At 66.0% G+C, this 17,842-nt stretch carries 12 protein-coding genes; 3 read left to right on the top strand and 9 right to left on the bottom strand.

Annotated elements, in window-relative coordinates:
• Window positions 1-472: ATP synthase F1 subunit delta (atpH, locus tag QUV11_RS07725; RefSeq protein ID WP_300881390.1), on the bottom strand; the 472-nt coding region annotated here is incomplete at its 3' end.
• Between the two features lie 278 nt (window positions 473-750).
• Between atpH and QUV11_RS07720 the strand changes: the two genes are divergently transcribed.
• Window positions 751-2,499, top strand: coding sequence for a methyl-accepting chemotaxis protein (locus QUV11_RS07720; protein ID WP_300881389.1), 1,749 nt, complete (start codon window positions 751-753; stop codon window positions 2,497-2,499).
• 173 nt (window positions 2,500-2,672) lie between these two features.
• On the top strand, window positions 2,673-3,707 hold the full coding sequence (gene ada / locus QUV11_RS07715; RefSeq protein ID WP_300881388.1) for a bifunctional DNA-binding transcriptional regulator/O6-methylguanine-DNA methyltransferase Ada: 1,035 nt from the start codon (window positions 2,673-2,675) through the stop codon (window positions 3,705-3,707).
• A gap of 10 nt (window positions 3,708-3,717) precedes the next feature.
• On the opposite strand, the gene QUV11_RS07710 is transcribed toward ada, so the two are convergent.
• Together QUV11_RS07710 and QUV11_RS07705 are read right to left on the bottom strand one after the other, a co-directional pair.
• The gene (locus QUV11_RS07710) at window positions 3,718-5,280 is read right to left on the bottom strand and encodes a S1C family serine protease (RefSeq protein WP_300881387.1); all 1,563 of its coding nucleotides are present in this window, start codon (window positions 5,278-5,280) and stop codon (window positions 3,718-3,720) included.
• 24 nt (window positions 5,281-5,304) lie between these two features.
• Window positions 5,305-7,470, bottom strand: coding sequence for a primosomal protein N' (locus tag QUV11_RS07705; protein ID WP_300881386.1), 2,166 nt, complete (start codon window positions 7,468-7,470; stop codon window positions 5,305-5,307).
• A 304-nt stretch (window positions 7,471-7,774) separates the two neighbouring features.
• On the opposite strand from QUV11_RS07705, the gene fsa reads away from it, so the two are divergent.
• A complete protein-coding gene (gene fsa, locus QUV11_RS07700; protein WP_300881385.1) occupies window positions 7,775-8,428 on the top strand; it encodes a fructose-6-phosphate aldolase in 654 nt (217 codons plus the stop codon).
• 32 nt (window positions 8,429-8,460) lie between these two features.
• Here fsa and QUV11_RS07695 read toward each other — a convergent pair whose 3' ends face one another.
• The 6 genes from QUV11_RS07695 to QUV11_RS07670 form a co-directional block, all read right to left on the bottom strand.
• Complete coding sequence (locus QUV11_RS07695) at window positions 8,461-10,632, bottom strand: EAL domain-containing protein (protein WP_300881384.1); 2,172 nt, start codon at window positions 10,630-10,632, stop codon at window positions 8,461-8,463.
• Window positions 10,633-11,084: 452 nt separating this feature from the next.
• On the bottom strand, window positions 11,085-12,194 hold the full coding sequence (locus QUV11_RS07690) for a cell wall hydrolase (protein WP_300881383.1): 1,110 nt from the start codon (window positions 12,192-12,194) through the stop codon (window positions 11,085-11,087).
• Between the two features lie 170 nt (window positions 12,195-12,364).
• Complete coding sequence (locus QUV11_RS07685) at window positions 12,365-13,360, bottom strand: glycosyltransferase (RefSeq protein ID WP_300881382.1); 996 nt, start codon at window positions 13,358-13,360, stop codon at window positions 12,365-12,367.
• A gap of 77 nt (window positions 13,361-13,437) precedes the next feature.
• Window positions 13,438-14,784 carry an MATE family efflux transporter gene (locus QUV11_RS07680; RefSeq protein ID WP_300881381.1) on the bottom strand — a complete coding sequence of 449 codons (1,347 nt, stop codon included), beginning with the start codon at window positions 14,782-14,784 and terminating at the stop codon, window positions 13,438-13,440.
• 205 nt (window positions 14,785-14,989) lie between these two features.
• A complete protein-coding gene (locus QUV11_RS07675; protein WP_300881380.1) occupies window positions 14,990-16,822 on the bottom strand; it encodes a DUF885 family protein in 1,833 nt (610 codons plus the stop codon).
• A 134-nt stretch (window positions 16,823-16,956) separates the two neighbouring features.
• Window positions 16,957-17,562 carry a CAP domain-containing protein gene (locus QUV11_RS07670; protein WP_300881379.1) on the bottom strand — a complete coding sequence of 202 codons (606 nt, stop codon included), beginning with the start codon at window positions 17,560-17,562 and terminating at the stop codon, window positions 16,957-16,959.
• Window positions 17,563-17,842: the final 280 nt, after the last annotated feature.

The following is a 17,842-nucleotide window of genomic DNA, read 5'->3' as shown; positions in this document are numbered from 1 at the left end:
GGCCGCCCAGGATGGACGGATCGACCTTGGCGGTGATCTTGATGCTGTGACCGGCACGGTCTTTCAGCTGCTTGCGGATTTCGTCGATCTGCGTTTCCGAAAGCGGAAAGGCGGATGTGACTTCGGCGGTCACTTCACCCCGGTGCGCGGCGACCAGAGTGTCGAACGCGGCGAGGATGTTGGACAACTGGCCCAGGCGGCGGTTGTGGGCGAGCACGCCCAGCAGGTTGCCGGTCATGGTGTCGAGCTTCAGCGTGGTGCTCAGCGCCTCGACGACCTTTTCGGCAGCACCGCGGCTGATCGTCTGGCTCTTGGTCATCGCCATGAAATCAGGCGATTCGTTGAGCGCGGCGCGCAGCGTGGCGACGCTCGCCTCCACGTCGGCAAGCTGCTTGTCGTCGCGGGCCAGCGAAAAAAGGGCAGAGGCATAACGCCCTGCCAGACTGGCCTGAATCCCGCCGGAAATGTCCACGCGAATGCTTTCCCTTGCCGTGATGTATATGGTTGCAGGCTGTACCGGAAAGGCTCGGCCTCCCCACCTGTCGGCGCGGCGGTTAGCACTCATCATGTTGCATTGCAAGACAGGGGGCAAGACAGGGGTAAAGATCGCAGGGCAAAGCGTTCAGGCGGCGGAATCGCGCGATTTGCGTCAGTGATGTGAAAGCTTTGTTTACCAAATCTTGTGACCATTCGGACAGAATGCCGCGGGCAAGGACCGAACACGCGTCCGGGATGGAATCGCTGCATTTTATGTCAAAGATAGCGCTCAAGCGGATGGAACTCCTCGCCCGGCTGGCCGGATTGAGCGTGCAGGAAAAGGTGCGGCTGGGGCTCACCGTGATGCTCGGGCTATTGGCGCTGCTGGCAGCTGGCGCCATTGGCGTCGTGGCGATGACCCAATACACCACCGGCCATCTGGTGTCGGGGCGAATCCAGCCCACCGTCCGGTTGCAGGCGGTGATCGACGGCTACCGGGAATCGCTGGCTGTTTCCTATAAGGTGAAGTCCGGTGTGATGCCGCCCGAAAGCGGGCTGAGCGCGCTGGATGCGATGGAGCGCAAGGTCAACCTGAACTGGGACGGGCTGGAGGCCAGCGAGTTTTCGGCGGAGTTTCCGCAGTTGATGGCAGAGCTGCGGCGCAACCGCGCCACCGCCGATGCCGCCAAGGTGAAGCTGCGCGGGCTGCTCGAGGCCGATGCCATCGACCGGATGGACTATTTCATCTCCAACGATCTGCACGGCGGGCTCGATCCGATGCTGGTCACCAGCCAGAACGCGATCGACACGATGCGGCAACGCGCGGCGGTGCAACTGTCGCTTTTGCGCAAAGTCTATATCGGGGCCCTCGCGTTCTCGGCGCTGTTGATGCTGATAGCGGGGCTCTTCGTCCACTGGTGCGTGCGCTACACCAATCGCGACTTTCTGGTACCGCTGACGGCGCTGGGCCAATATGCCCTGCCTGAAAACCGCGATACGATAGCGATCAAGGATCTGGGGCTGCGCCGCCGTGACGAGATCGGGGCGATTGCCCGCGCCATTCACCGCTCGCACGTCAGAGCCGACCGTGCGCTCAAGGCCGAAAAGGATCGCCAGTCGGCGCAACTGCAGCTTCAGCGCGAGCAGATCGACCGCCAGCAGGAGCGTACCAGCCGTGCGCTCGCGCTCGACCGGCTGTTCGCCAGCCACGAGGCACGGCTGTCCGAGCTGTCCGACAATCTGGCGCAGGCCGCACAGGGCATGCGCGAGGGCGCCCAGATGATGAAGCGCAACGCTGCGCAGGCGCAGGATTACAGCATGTTCATCGCCGAAAATGCGAATCAGGCGGTACATTCGATGCAGGAGATCGACACGCACGGCCGCCGCCTGCAGCAGACCGGCGGCGAGGTGCGCGAGCTGGTCGCCGACAGCACCCGCAACATCTATGACGCGCACGGTGCGAGCCGCTCGAGCCGCGACACCGCCGACCAGCTGCAGGCGGTGGCGGGCGAAATCTCCGACATCCTCTCGCTGATCACGCACATCGCCAAGCAGACCAACCTGCTCGCGCTCAACGCCACCATCGAGGCGGCGCGCGCGGGCGACGCAGGGCGCGGCTTTGCGGTGGTGGCACAGGAGGTCAAGAACCTCGCCAACCAGACCCAGCACGCCGCCGCGTCGGTCGAGCAGCGGCTGGGCAGCATCGCCAGCATGACCCGCGAGGTGTCCGGCGCGATCGTCTCGGTCGACGGCCATGTCGATACCGTCCGCCAGAACGCCGACCGCATCGACCAGGCGGTGTCCGATCAGCACCACGCCAGCAGCGATATTCTCGATGCCATCCGTCTGGTGCTGAGCGGCAGCCAGCAGGTGCTTTCGCAGATGACCGAGCTCAAGGAAAAGGCGTCGCGCGCCAATCTGTCCGCGGATGCGCTCAGCCAGACCGCCGAGGATGTTGCGCGCCAGTCGCAGGAATTGCGCACGCAGATGCAGCATCTGGCCGAGGCGGTGCGATCAGCCTGAGGCCGCTTTGACCGCATGATCCGGGACGCGCTGGGCGGCCGCACGCGCTAGACCACGGGCCTGTCCTCATCCGGAGTTTGCCCGATGCCGCATGCCCTGCCGTTCTCCTTGGCCACCGCCTGTATTCCCGGACGGCTTTGCCTTATGGTGCCGTCGGCGCGGACGGGCAGGGCATGATGACGCAAACGATGATCGATGATGGCACCGCCTGGCAGGCCGTGCAGCGGCGCGACCGCAGCTTTGACGGGCGCTTCGTCACCGGCGTGCTGACCACCGGCATCTATTGCCGTCCGTCCTGCGCCGCGCGGCATCCGGCGCGGGGCAATGTGCGCTTCTTCGTCGATGGCGCTGCGGCGCGCGCTGCGGGGCTGCGCGCCTGCAAGCGGTGTCTGCCCGATGATGTCGCGCGTGACGAGACAGCCGTGCTGGCGGCGATCGCTGCGATCCGCGCGAGCGAGGAGCCGCTCGCGCTGGCGGCGCTGGCTGACACCTGCGGCTATTCGCCTGCGCATTTCCAGCGGCTGTTCACCCGGCACACCGGCCTGTCACCGGCTGGCTATGCGCGCGCGCTGCGCCAGGAGCGCGCGCGCGAGGCCTTGAGCAGCCAGCCCCGGGTGGTCGATGCCATTTACGAGGCCGGCTTCAGCGCACCATCGCGCTTTTATGGATCGATGAAAGGACGGATCGGAATGGCTCCTTCGGTATGGAAGAGCGGCGGCGCGGGGGTGGACATCCACTGGACGCAAAGCGCCACCAGCCTGGGGCTGATGCTGGTGGCGTGGACCGACAAGGGGGTGTGCCGGCTGTCTTTCGAGGAAGGCCCCGAAGCGCTCGCCGCGCGCTTTCCCGCTGCAACGCTGCACCGGGCGGACGGTGAGGCTGCAGACCTTCTGGCGGGCGTCATCGCGCGGGTCGAGGCGCCTGCGACCAGCGCCGCCGTGCCGCTCGACGTGCGCGGCACGGTGTTTCAGGAGGCGGTGTGGCAGGCGCTGGCGGATATCCCGGCTGGTGAGACCCGCAGCTATGCGCAGATCGCCGCCAGCATCGGCAGCCCCAAGGCGGTGCGCGCGGTCGGCTCTGCGTGCGGCGCCAATCCGGTCGCGGTGCTGATCCCGTGCCACCGCGCGCTGCGCACCGACGGGACACTGGGCGGCTATGCCTATGGCCTGCCGATCAAGACCGAGCTGCTCAAACGCGAGTCGGACTGAACGGCGCGCGTTATTTCGGCGGCTGTGGTTTGCGGGTGCAGCTATAGACCTGGATTTCGTTGGGCTGCGCGGGCAGTGCCTGGCGCAGCGCCTTCTGCATATCCTCCAGATCGGCCATGGCGTCGGCATCGGTGGTGCAGGCGCTGTTGGAATAGCGTCCGCGGATCTTGCGGGCGTTCTGCATCGCGGCCAGGCCGAGCTGGAAATTCTCGGTGCGGAACTCGCGCGTTTCTGGGTCGAACTGGTTGATCGACACCGTCTGGTCCTCGTTGGGGACGAAGATGCGCGTCCAGCCGTCGACATCGCGGCCATATTGGGTGCGGTCGTTGACACAGCCATTGGTTGCCCAGCCGATCTCGACCGGCTGCGGGCTGGTGCCGGTGATGCGGCTGCGCTCGGGGATGATGCTGCAGACATACAGTCCGCCCGCCGAGCCCTTCGCGCCATCGGCCGTGCCGGTGTCGGCATTGCTTTCCTCGGCCTTCAGCGCAGCGATCGCCATGTCCTCGGCGCCATCGAACCCGGGGCGCAGCAGAAAGCCGACAAAGGCGACCAGCACCAGCCCGCCGGTGGCGATCGCGGCATATTTGCGCCGCTTGAGGTCGCTGCGCTCGTGCATCAGGAAAGTCGCGCCGCCGGCCATGCCCGCCAGCACCAGCATCAGCGCGGCGAAGAAGATGTGGTTCTCGCGCGCGACCAGGATTTCATGCTCCGCCTCGCGCAGCGCCGTTGCTTCGAGATCGCGCCGCTCGACCGATTCGGCGAGCTGGCGCTGCCGTGCGGTTTCGGCCGCCTGCGCCGAACGCGCGCGCTCCTCGGCGGAAAGCTCGGCGACCGACCGGCACGGCGTATCGGCGAGCCGGTATTCGACCTTGGCCGAGCGCAGGAAACCGAACAGCTCTCGGTTGGAAACCGCAAAGCCGTATTCGGCGTCGTTGCCGTCCGACAGCGAGCCGAAGCTGTTCACCCCCGCGACACGGCCGCACAGATCGACCAAAGGCCCGCCGCTGTTGCCCTTGGCCAGCGCTGCGGTGTGCAAAATGGTGTCGAAATCGCGCGTGGTGCGTCCACCCGAAACCACGCCCGGTGTCTTGACGGGTGCCATCGGCGCAACGGTTTCGCGCGTATCCAGCCCCTGCGCGCGGTCGACCGCGGCGGGATAGCCGATCGCCATCACCTGCGCGCCGTCCTCGAGCGGGGTGGCGATCAGGGCAAGGCTGGGCAGGCGGCCCTTGTCGACCTCGATCAGCGCCAGATCGTTGCGCACCGACAACGCGACGATTGTGCCGCCATAGGTGGTCGCACCTTCTGACGGGATGATGCCGATGCGAATGGTGCTGTCATCGCGCAGCGGCGCGACCAGATGCGCATTGGTGACGATCTTGTCGGGCGCGACGGCAAAGCCGCTGCCATGGCCGACATAGAAGGTCTCGCCATCCTCTTCGGCGACCAGCACCACGCGGACGACCGAGCGGCTGGCGGCCTGGATGTCGTTGGGATCGGCGGCGAGCGGGGCTGCGAGCAGGGTGGCGCACGCGGCGATCACCAGGGCGAAAAGGCGCATCGGGTTCATGGGGCCCATCTCATAACGCTGGCATCACACAAAGCTATAAGGATCGACATCGACCGCGACGCGCACGCCGTGCGGCCAGCGCATCGGATCGAGCCACTGGCGGATGATCCGCTGCATCTCGACATTGCGCCGCGCGTGCACCAGCAGCCGGAACCGGTGCCGTCCGCGCAGCAGCGACAGCGGTGCAGGCGCAGGGCCATAGACCGCAAAGCCGTCGAGTTCGGGCGCACTCGCCCCGGTCTGCCGCGCGGCATCGCTTGCCTCGTCATGGTCCTCGGACGAGATGATGATCGCCGCCAGCCGCCCGAACGGGGGGACATTGGCATCGCGCCGCGCCTGCGTCTCGGCGGCATAGAACGCCTCGCGGTCGCCCTGCACCAAAGCGTCGATCACGGGAGCATCGGGGTGGCGGGTCTGCAGGAACACCTCGCCCGGCTTGGCGGCACGCCCGGCGCGGCCCGAGACCTGCGCGATCTGCTGGAACGTCCGCTCGCCCGCGCGCAGATCGCCGCCCTCGAGCCCGATATCGGCATCGATCACCCCGACCAGCGTCAGGTTCGGGAAGTGATAGCCCTTGGTGACAAGTTGCGTCCCGATGATGATGTCGATCGCGTGCGCCTCGACCGCCGCGACGAACTCGGCGGCTTTCTCGGGCGACCAGATCGTGTCCGAGGTCACGATCGCGCGGCGCGCCTCGGGAAACAGCGCCGCGACCTCGTCGGCGATCCGCTCGACACCCGGACCGCAAGCGACCAGGCAGTCGCTCTCGCCGCATTCGGGGCAGGCGCTGGGCGAGGGTTCGGCATGGCCGCAATGGTGGCAGGCGAGCCGTCCCGACAGCCGGTGATCGACCATCCACGCGCTGCAATTGGGGCATTTGAACCGGTGGCCGCAGTTGCGGCACAGCGTCAGCGGCGCATAGCCGCGCCGGTTGAGGAACAGCAACGTCTGCTCGCCGCGCTCGAGCCGCTCGCGCATCGCATCGATCAGCGGCGGCGCGATCCACTGGCCGCGCGGCGGCGGGTCTTCGGTGAGATCGATGAGCGAAATCTTGGGCAACTGCGCCCCGCCAAAACGATGGGTGAGCAGCAGCGCCTCATAGCGGCCGGCCTCGGCCATCACCCGGCTTTCCAGCGCCGGCGTGGCGCTCGACAGCACAACCGGGCAGCGCTCGAACTGGCCGCGCATCACCGCGACATCGCGCGCATTGTAGCGCACGCCGTCCTCCTGCTTGAAGCTGGTCTCGTGCGCTTCGTCGACGATGATCACGCCCAGGTTGGCATAAGGCAGGAACAGCGCGGAGCGCGCGCCGACGATGATCCGGGCGTCGCCGGTGACGATCGCGTTCCATGCCCGCCGCCGTTCGGTCTGCTTGAGCCCCGAATGCCAGGCGACCGGGGTGGCGCCGAAGCGCTTCTCGATCCGGGTGAGGAACGGCTGGGTCAGCGCGATCTCGGGGAGCAGCAGCAAGGTCTGCTTGTCCTGCCGCAGCGCTTGCGCCACCGCCTCGAAATAGACCTCGGTCTTGCCCGATCCGGTGACGCCGTCGAGCAGGAACGGCGTCGGTTCGGCAGCCGCGACCGCCTGCGCCAACCGGGTTGCCGCTTCGCTCTGCTCGTCGTTGAGCGTGGGCGTGACATGATCGGGGTCGGGGCGCGGATAGGGGCGACCTACAGGCACCTCGACCGGCTCGAACGCGCCCGATTGCACGAGCGAGCGGATCACGCCTTCGGACACGCCCGCCTGCGCCGCCAGTTCGCGCACCGTGGCCTGCGCGCCGTCGAGCTTCGCATAGGCCTGCTCCCGCTGCGGGGTCATGCGGGCAGGGGGTGTGCCGGTCAGCCGGTATTCGGTGATCGCGCGGCCCGGCCCGAGCAGCGATCCGCTGGGCAGCGCCATCCGCGCGACCGCGGCGGGCGCGGCAAGATAGTAATCGGCGGTCCAGTCGATCAGCCGGCGCAACGCGGCCGACAGCGGCGGCATGTCATGCCTGGCGGCGACCGGACGCAGCCGGCTGGCATCGACCTCGTGCGCGTCGAGCGCGCCTGCATCCCAAACGATCCCGTCGATCCGCCGCGGCCCCAGCGGCACCTGCACCACCGATCCCGCCGGCAGGTCCATGCCCGCAGGCACGCTATAGTCGAACGGGCCGACAGCGGCGTTGAGCAGGAGGACACGGACACGATTCATGGTGGGGCCTGCATAGGCGGTGATGCGGCGTGCGTATAGCGGGAGCCAAACTTCTCCCCTACCGCTCTCTCCCCTTCAGGGGAGAGACGCGAGACTTGGCAGCTTGCTGCCTAGTCGCAGCTGAGAGGGGCGACCGTGGTTCCCCCCTCAACTTCGGCTAGCGTGCTGTGAACGCAAGCCCTCGTATCTCCCCCCTGAAGGGGAGAGAGCAGGATTGAACACCTTATTCGGTTAACCCCACCCGCTCCCCGCGCTATAGCGGCTCCACGAATCGCACCCCACCCAGCCATCCGGAGCCAGCCCCATGAAATTCTTCGTCGACACCGCAGACACCGCCGAAATCGCCGATCTGGCCGAGGGCGGATTGCTCGATGGGGTAACCACCAACCCCTCGCTGATCGCCAAGTCGGGCCGCGATTTTCTGGAAGTGACCAAGGAAATCTGCGCGCTGGTCGAAGGGCCGGTGTCGGCAGAGGTCGTGGCGCTCGACCATGCGACGATGATGAAAGAGGCCGAGATCCTGCGCAAGATCGCCGACAACGTCGCGATCAAGGTGCCGCTGACGCTCGATGGCCTCAAGACCTGCAAGAAGCTCACCGACGATGGCACGATGGTCAACGTGACCTTGTGCTTCTCGGCCAACCAGGCGCTGCTCGCCGCCAAGGCGGGCGCGACCTTCATCTCGCCCTTCGTCGGCCGGCACGACGACAATGGCTTCGACGGCATGGCGCTGATCGAGGACATCCGGCTGATCTACGACAACTACGCGTTCGAGACCGAAATCCTCGTCGCTTCGGTCCGCCACCCGATCCATGTGCTCGAATCCGCGCGCATCGGTGCCGATGTCGCTACGATGCCGCCGTCGGTCATCCGCAGCCTGTTCAAGCACGTGCTCACCGACAAGGGCATCGAAGGGTTCATGGCCGATTGGGCCAAGACCGGCCAGACCATCGGCTGAGCTATCCGGCGACCCCGCGAGGCGGCCTTGCGTCAGGCCGCCTTGGCGGGGCTGTGGCTTTCGAGATAGTCGATCAGCGCCTCGAACGGCATCGGCCGTCCGATCAGATAGCCCTGCGCCTTGTCGCAGCCCATCTGCGCGAGCAGCTGCAACGTCTCGCTGTCCTCGACGCCCTCGGCGACGACTTCCTCGCCCAGCGAATGCGCGAGCTCGATCGTCGAGTTCACCATGATCCGGTCCGAGCGGCTGGTGACCAGCATCTTGACGAAGCTGCGGTCGATCTTGAGCTCGGTCGCCGGGCAGCGCTTGAGATAATCGAGCGTCGAAAAGCCGGTGCCATAATCGTCGATCGACAGCTGCAGCCCCAGGCTGCGCAGGTCGCGCAGTTCCTGCATCGCGGCCTCGGCGCTCGACATCGCGGCGGTTTCGGTGATTTCCAGGATCAGCCGTTCGGCGGGCAGGCCGTGGCGGCGCAGCGTCTGAATGACCATCGGCTTGAGGTTGGCGTGGCCGATCAGCCGCGGTGACAGGTTGACCGCCATGTCGAAGCGCTGGCCGTTGGCGTTGAGCTTGGCCGCGACCTGCACCGCGCGGTTGAGCACGTGATCGGTCAGCTTCTCGATCCGGTCATGCCGTTCGGCGGCGGTGATGAACTCTTCGGGGTTGATCGGCCCCTTTTCGGGATGCGTCCAGCGCACCAAAGCCTCGGCGCCGCAGATTTCGCCCGACAGCAGGTCGAGCTTGGGCTGAAACGCCACCCAGACCTCCCCATTGTCGATCGCCGCGTCGAGTTCGCCGAGCATCGAGACGCGCCACTCGGTCGCCTCCAGCTTGGTGGGGTCATAGACGCGCCAGTGCTCGCCGGCATTCTGCGCTTCCTGGCAGGCGAGCAGCGCGCTCGACATCCGGCTCTGGATGGTGCGGCCCGGATCGGCATCGACGCCGAAAGCGATGCTGAGATCGATCAGCCGGCCCGAAACGTTCGCCGGACTGCGGAAGATGGCGCTGAGCCCGGCGAGCTGGTCACCGACATTGTTGATGCTCGCGGCGGGCATCATCCACATGAAGATTCCCTCATCGCCCTGGTAGACCTTGCACCCGCCATTGCCGAGAGTCAGGCGCATGACGATCTGGTCGACCAGTTCCTTTTCCGCCGCCGAGGGCAATGCGGTGGCGGCTTCGGCATAATTGTGGATGCGCGCAGCGACCAGGCCCTCGTGGGTGGCGTGCCCGGCCGAGCGCAGCGCGTTGAGGTTAGGCTGGCCGGAGACCTCGTTGACCATGCCGCGCTCGTCGAAGGTCTGACGGTGCAGTTTCCAGGCATAATGGCCCATCGCACCCAGCACCAGCGGGGTGCGCGAAACCCGCAGCATCAATGCGCAGGTGACCAACGCGACCAGAAACGGCACCCACCAGCCATAGGTGGTCGGCGCTCCGCCGATCAGCGTCTCGGCGGCGATCGCGGCGACGAAGACGCTGGCCGAAGGGCCGTGGCCCGGCACCGCATAGCGATTGCCGATGCCCGTGGCATTCGTTCCGATGATGACATCACGCCCGCGCAGCTGGTCAAGGCTGGCCGTGTTCTCCACGACATCGGTCGCGCTGAAATACGGCAGCGACCGCATGCGGATCGAATAATCGATCGGGAACGATTGCCCCTCGCTGCCGGTGACGCCGGTGATCGCTGACGCGATCGACGGTATGGTGCGGTCGCCCACTGTGTTGCTGTAGGGCATGTTCCATGCGACGTTGAACCCATTGGTCCGGATATTGGTGTTTACCAGTCCGGCAACCGAGCGCAGTTCTGGCAGCGGCAGAACCTGCGTCTGAGTGTCGCCTGCGGCTTCCGGCGCAAAATTGGCGGCGATGTGGACATGACCGTTCATGCCCTTCATGGCGTTCACCAGCCGGGGAAGATCGGGATCGTTCTGCGCGACGTTCATCGGGAAATCGAAGAATATCCGTCGCGCGCCTGCCTGGGACAGATTTTCGATCATCGTGGCATACCGCTGTGTCGACCACGGCCAGTTGCCGATTTCCTGCTGCGCCAGCGTATCGATGCCGACCACCGCGACCTGGCCGCTGGCGTTATGCTCGCGCGCCTTGTTGCGGATTGCGCGGAACATGTCGTCGATCGGATCGGCAAACCCCGCCAGGCCGAACAGCAAGGCAGAGACGATCGACCATATGAGCAAAATGCGCATCGGTCGGGCCGGCTTCCTTCTGTTACGAGTGGCGAGTGGTTGCATGTGGTTACTTCCTCGTAAACCGTTTTACCGTGGACAAGGTTACCAAACTGCAAATTTCCTTCGTATCGAGGGTATTTGCACAGGCAAAATCTTCAGGGTTTCAGGCCTCAGGCCTGGCGGCACCAGCCCTCCGGCAAGGTGACCAGCGGCCCATTGGAATCCCGGCATACGGATTTGAATAGATTGTATTTTCTCTCCTTCGACGCTGCCCGGCAGGGTCGTTGGCCGCCAAAACCCGAGGTCCTCGGGCTCGCGACAGTCCCATTTTGGCACATTGCCTGCACGCGGTTAATCCGGCGATTACCGACGTTAGGCGCAGAAAGCCTAACCGCGCTTTGGCAAAGCTGGTTCGTGCAAATGGTTAACGCGTAGAGGCGGTTGGGGCAGGAATTGGGCCCCAGGCGCGATCAGGTGCCGGGCTGGTGGATCCATTGGCCGCTGTTGCGGTATTCGGGGCGCACCTGGCTGGTGTCGGGCAGGTTTGAGCCGCGAAACACCGCATCCCCGCCGCGCTGGATGACATCGGCGGCATACGCAGGGGCCTGCGCTCCGGATGTCGCCGGGGCTGCGAGCTGCGGTGCGCGGCCCAGCCGCTGCGCTTCGATCACGCTGGCGTGATCGGCTTCGGCCTTCAGCCGCGCCGCCTCATACGCCTTGGCCAGCGCAAGCGGATCGAGCGGGTCGGCCCCAGCGGTCTGGACCAGAGCGGTGCGCGGCTTGGGCCCCGGGAACGGCTCGGAACCCAAATGGGCCCGCATGAAGGCTGCGCTGCGGCCGGCGGAGCCCTTCCAGCGATAGAAGCGATGCGCGCCGATCGTCCCGATGAAATCGAGGCTCGGCGCCCAATAAGGCGACACTTCAGAGGTGTGGTAGTGCGTCGCGGTGCCGACCGGGCGGTAGACATACCCCGCCAGCGCGCGTTCGGCGACGCGGCGCGCTCGCGACCAATAGACCGCACTGGGGGCCCGCGCCATCGCGCCGTCGCAGCTGAAGGTGAACTGGCAACCGCTGACCCGCTCGGACCCCTGATAGACCACCCCGCAAACGGTATCGGGATAGCTCGGGTGCATCATCCGGTTGAGCACGACCTGGGCGACCGCCTGCTGCCCGGCATCGGGCTCCATCGCGGCCTCGTAATAGATTGCAGCGGTCAGGCATTGCAGCGCGCGGGCGCGATCGACCGGCGAGCCGCGCAGGACCACGCCGCGCACGACATCCTCGCGGCCCGGCGATCCGCCGATGTCATCGGTGAGGATGGCAGGCGAGGGCAGGACCAGCGATCCTGTTTCGTCGAGGAAATAAAAGGCCGAACCCGGGAAATTCTCGTCCGCGCGCTCGAACGCCAGGCCTTCGCGTGGCTGATAGCGCTCACGCGCGGGCGCATCGTCTCCGCGCTGCGCCCGAACGATCTGCGACGCGCCCAACGACAGCGCCAGCGCGATCAGCAGCCACGCCGCCCATTCGCGCAGGCCCATGGCGGCACGCGGCCGCTTCGATGTGGGAGAGAGGCGAAACATGGTCGGAGCGCGAATCCTGAGGGCTTGAGCCAGGCGGGCAGAAGCTGTTGGAGCCACCTAGCGCAAATCGGTTACCAAATCTGCGCCCATTTTGCGTTGTCTCTGGACGGGACAGGGGATGTGACAGGAATTAACACCCTGCAAATCCTCACAAAACCGGCGATTTGGGGTTAATAGCGGACCAGTCCGTAGGACAGTGTGAGCGCCTGCGGGATCATCCCAAGCTTCACCATGCGACCGGCGGTTCGCCAGAAGCCCTGCTTGGTGCCGCCCTCGCGCAGATGCGCCTGCATCAGCTCGAGCCCGCCGCCTGCCAGCGCATCGCGCGAATACTTGATGCTGTCGATGACCTCGAGCCGCATCCGCGCGCCGACACCGCGGGTGCCCAGAAACGCGTCGATGGTGTCGAGCGAGGGCAGGCTGTCTGCGCCCTCGAAGGGATCGGCGCGCCCGGCGCGGCGTTCGCGCGCGGCGTATCGTGCGCAGGCCGCGCCGATCGCCTGCACCAGAATATGCTTCTCGCTGACCTGATCGGGCGAGCGGCGATAGAGGAACAACCGGTCGGGCAGGTTGCGCATCTCGTGGCGCTCGCTGACCCGCAGCCACAGATCATAGTCCTCGCAATGGCGGAACGCCGCGCGGTACCCGCCGACAGCCCGGACGACATCGCGGCGCATCATCACCGAGGGGTGGCACATCGCGCTGGCCACCATCAGCCGCTCGCGGATTTCCGCCGGGGTTTCGGGATGCAGATCGCTGCAGGGAAAATAGGCGCCATCGGCATCGAGCTCGTCGGTGTTGGTGCCGAGCACCGCGAGGTGCGGATGCGCCGCCATTTCCGCAAGCTGGACCGCAAAGCGTTCGGGCCGCGACACGTCATCGCCGTCCATCCGCGCGACCAAAGGCGCGCGCGCTTCATCGAGCAGCAGGTTGAGGCTGGCGATCAGCCCGCGGTTGGGCTGGTGGATGACGCGGATGCGGCTGTCCTGCGCCGCATAGCGATCGAGGATCGAGCCCGACGCGTCGCGCGAGCCGTCATTGACGATGAGGAACTCGAAGCGGCCCTCGGTCTGGCCCAGGATGCTCTGGATGGCTTCGGCGACATAGCGCTCGCCATTATAGACGCTCATCAGCACGGAAATGACGGGCATATCGATCTGGGTCATGGCGTCGGTGTTCTGGCGGTCCGTTGTTTGCTGCCGCCTGAATAACGCCTAACTCAAAACGTGCAAAACCGGTTAACCTATATTTTTTTCTCGAGCTGCGCGACGCGATGGCGCACCAGCCAATAGGCGCCCAGCCCGAACAGCACCCCGCCGATCGCCTGGCCGATGAGGACGCCGGGGGCTCCGGCGACCGCGCTGCCGACCATCGCGAAGGGCAGCACGCCGAGCGTGTTGCGCCCCCAGTTGGTCCAGCTCGACCAGTTGGCGCGGTCCAGATTGTTGAAGCTGGCATTGGCGATGAACAGCAGGCCGTTGAAAAAGAACAAGGGCACGACGATCCACGCGAAGGCATGGATCAGATCCATGCCCCCTGAAGGCAGGTCGAACACCGCGCCGATGGCATCGCTGGACAGGATCAGCACCGGCCAGATCAGCAGCGTGAAGCCGGCGGCGAACAGCACCGCGCGGTCGATCGTCCCGCGCACCCGGTCGAGCTGCCCGGCGCCGTAATTCTGGCCGATAATCGGGCCGATCGATCCCGAGAGCGAGAACAGCAGGCAGAATGCCAGCGGGATGATCCTTCCGATCACCGCATAGCTGGCGACCGACGCCTCGCCATAATCGGCGATCAGCCGAAAGGCGATGATCCCGCCCACCGGGGTTGCCAGATTGGTCAGCACCGCAGGCACCATGATCTTGCGGATATCGAACAGATTGGCGGCAAAGCTGGCGCGGGTGGGGATGGCAAAGCCACCATAATGCCGCAGGATCGGAACGACGCCCGTCACCGCCATCAGCAGGATCGAGATCACCGTCGCCCAGGCGGCACCGACAAAGCCCCAGCCCAGGCCGAACATCAGCAACGGGTCGAAGATCGCATTGCCGGCCGCCATCGCCAGCGTCGTGTTCATCGCCCGGCGCGCATCGCCATAGGCGCGCAAGAGCCCTGAGCACACCATGCCGACCACCGTGATCGGCCCGAATGGCGCGACGATGCGGATATAGGAAATCGCGGCATCCTTGGCTTTGCCACTCGCGCCCATCATGTCCAACCATTGCGGCGCGAAGACCCAGAACACCAAGGCGATGACGGCCGCCATGGCGACGCCCAGGATCAGCACCTCGCCCAGCAGAGCGCGCGTGCTCTCGCTGCGGCCCATGCCGATCCGCCGTGCCGCCAGCGCGCTGATGGTGATCATCAGCCCGATGTTGAGCGAGGAGTTGAGGAACAACAGGGTGCTGGCAAAGCCGATTCCGGCGGTCAGCGCCGGGTCGCCGAGCTGCGAAATGAAGAACAGGTCGGCGAAATCGACCAGAAACAGCGCCAGCAGGCCGATGCTCGAGGTCAAGGTCATGACCGCGACATGCCGCATCAGGCTGCCGGTGAGGAACTTGCCGGTGCCGATCGCACGCGCGGATGGCACAGCCTGCCGACCGGCTGCACCCCCGCCAGGCGCTTCGGCGGGGGACAGGTCAGCGGGCGGTGCGGCGGAGTCTGAAATGGCGGATCGTCCGGTTGCGAATGCGGCGCGGGATGGCGCCGGGGCTTATTGCATATAGGGCATTGCTGCCGATGCAAAAGCCCGTTTCGGTTCGCAACCGGACATCGTGCCGGTCAGGGTGGCGCGATCAGGTCGCCGAGCGGGCGATCCAGTCATCCACGCGGCGCTCGAGGATCGACAGCGGCTGCGAACCGGAGGCGATCAGCAGATCATGAAAGCCCTTGATGTCGAACCGGTCGCCCAGCTTCTGCTCGGCACGCTGGCGCAGTTCGACGATCTTGAGCATGCCCATCTTGTAGCCGGTCGCCTGGCCCGGCAGCGTGATGTAGCGGCGGATTTCCGAGCGCGAGCGTTCGATCGGCTGGCGGCCGGTGGTGTTCATATAGGCCACCGCCTCGTCCTCGGTCCAGCCCATCGCGTGGATGCCGGTATCGACCACCAGTCGCGCGGCGCGGAACAGTTCGGCATCCAGCCGCAGGAAATCGGCGGCGATATCGGGGAAGGCGTTCATTTCCTTGCACAACGCCTCGGCATACAGCGCCCAGCCTTCGCCGAACGCGACATAGCCGGTGACCGCGCGGAACTTAGGGCCTGAGGTCTGGCGCACCTGGATGTCGCCCTGCATGTTGTGGCCCGGCACGGCCTCGTGGCACATCAGAGTATACATCGCGGCAGGATCGGGCACGGTGCCGACCAGGTGGACATAGGTGCGCGCGGGGCGCGATCCATCCGGGCTGGGCGCGGACGCGTGAGCCGCGCCGCCTGCAACTTCCGAAAACGCCGGCTCGCGCACCACTTCGATGCCGTATTTGGGCAGCGCGTTGAAATAGGGCTCGAGCAGCGAACGGGTGTGCGCGACAAAGGCATTGGCGGTGGTCAGATACTCGTCGCGGGCGGCATCGTCATAGGGCCGGGGCGGGTTGAGGCGTGCGCGCTCGGCGTAATAGGCGCTGCGGTCGGCGAACCCGGCCTGCTTGGCCAGCGCATCCTGCTCCGCCTCGATCCGCGCGACTTCCGACCGGCCGATAGCGTGGATCTGCTCGGCGGTATAGTCGCTGGTCGTGTTGAGCTTCAGCTCATTGGCATAATAGGCCGCGCCCTCGGGCAGGGTCAGCGCGCCGACCTTACCGCTGGGAGCATTGGGCAAGCTTGCCTTCGCCCAGGCGACCACCCGGTCATACGCGGGTTTGAGAGCGACGATCGCAGCGCGCGCTTCGGCCAGCATCGCGTCGGCCTCGGCGCGGGGCAGCGTGCCGCCGCTCACCAGCGCCTCGGTCTTGGCCTGCACATCGGCCCACAGCGCAGCATCAGGGCCATCGCCGTACGGCGCACCGCTGGTCAGCTTTTCGCTGCCCGCGATGATCGTCTCGATCTGGAACCTGGGCGCGCGGATGCCTGCAGCCTCGCTCGCCTGGGTGCGTTCGATCGCGACATCGAGCACCGCGGGGATGCCGCGCAGCCGGGCAATGTAGTTCTTCAGATCGGTGGCATCGGCAACGCTATGGGTGTTGATCAGGAAATCGGGGAGCTGGCTGTGCGCCGAATAAAGCCGCGAATAGAAAGGCGGGCGGTAGACGCGGTTGGCCTGCTGCATTTCGGCGCGCTCGGCCTCGAGCTCCCAGATGTCGTAGTTCACCTGCGCCTCGGACGAGAGCTTCGCGCGGTCGAACTGCGCCTTCATCCGCGCAACGCTGGCCTTGCGCCAGGCGAGCTGGGCGTCGGCTGCCTCATCGCCGATGTCGTTCCAACGGTCGCCGCCATCCTTGCGGCCCAGCCGGGTGGCGAGCTGCGGCTGCAGCGCGACCCACTGCTCGAACTCCGCATCCAGAAACGCGGTCAACGCGGCGTCCTGGTTGGCTTCGGCCGGCTGCGCGGCGATGGCGGGAGCAAACGCGATCGTGCTGGGTACGGCAAGCGCAATGGCAAGCGCGGATACGGTAAGGCGAACTTTATGGTGCATGATGGTCCCCGTGGTTAGGCGGCGACCATAAGAGCCTGATTACAAAGCGGGCAAGTGCAGAATCGTGCCAGCGCGGCAGTCCGAGCAATCAGGCCGTCTTTCGAGGGGCGCGGGGTGCCGCTTGGGGCTTGCGCTCAATCGAGCGGGCTGGCGCCCATGACGTTGCCGGCAGGAAGATACCGACACACCAGATAGTCCTCGTCCGGGTTGGAGACGACCGCGCAGCCGACCTTGCTTGTCCCGCGCCAGATGATCTGCGTGTAATGGCCGATGGCGCCAAAGGTGCCGTTGGACATAGCCTGGCTGATCGACCCGCCGTCATAAAGCTGGCGCTCGTCGACCCACGATCCTGCCATCTCGGCAAAGCTGTAGGCATCGTGCGTTCCCATCCACAGATTTTCGCCCTGCGGCTTTGCACCGCGAACCGGGTTGCTGTGCGCGAACTGCCGTGAACGCGACATCTGGCTGGCGTATTTCTTGGCGTCGGCGGCGAGGATCGGGCTCCACACCATCGGCCCGAGCCCGACCTGCTTCCGAGCGGCATTGTGCGCCGCGAGCATGTCGGTCTTCAATTCGACCGAGCGAAGTTCACCCCGGGCCTGGCCGGGGCCAGCCAGCCCCATTGCCGCCACTGCCGCCAGCAGGCAGGCGGACCGCCGCAGGGTGAACCGCCCGGTGTCGCGCGCGGTGGGCGACTTGAGCGGGCGTTGTGCGGAAGACGAGATAGGGTGCAATGGCATAGGTCAGCTCCAACTTGCTGTCCCAACCAGCATCACAGGGCAGTGTCCCGCAAGCGCGCGGGTTCGAACTGAATGGAAGCTGGGGCTGGCCACAGTTGGTTGACGGATGTGTTCCAGACGCCCGAGCCCGTTGCTGCCGGGCAGCATGACCAGTCGGCAACGGAACTATAGGGCTGGCAATGTCGGGAGGTCGCATCGGGCTGTCAGCACCTGATGCGTACTGTCTTTAGTGTGACAGAATCACGCCCGTAGGTTATGTCGCTGCATCTGTCGAATCTAT

Source organism: Blastomonas sp. (assembly GCF_030373265.1).
In the GTDB taxonomy this organism is placed as follows: domain Bacteria; phylum Pseudomonadota; class Alphaproteobacteria; order Sphingomonadales; family Sphingomonadaceae; genus Blastomonas.
Note: the sequence above shows the minus strand (reverse complement) of the source record. Positions and strands in the feature narration are given on the sequence as shown.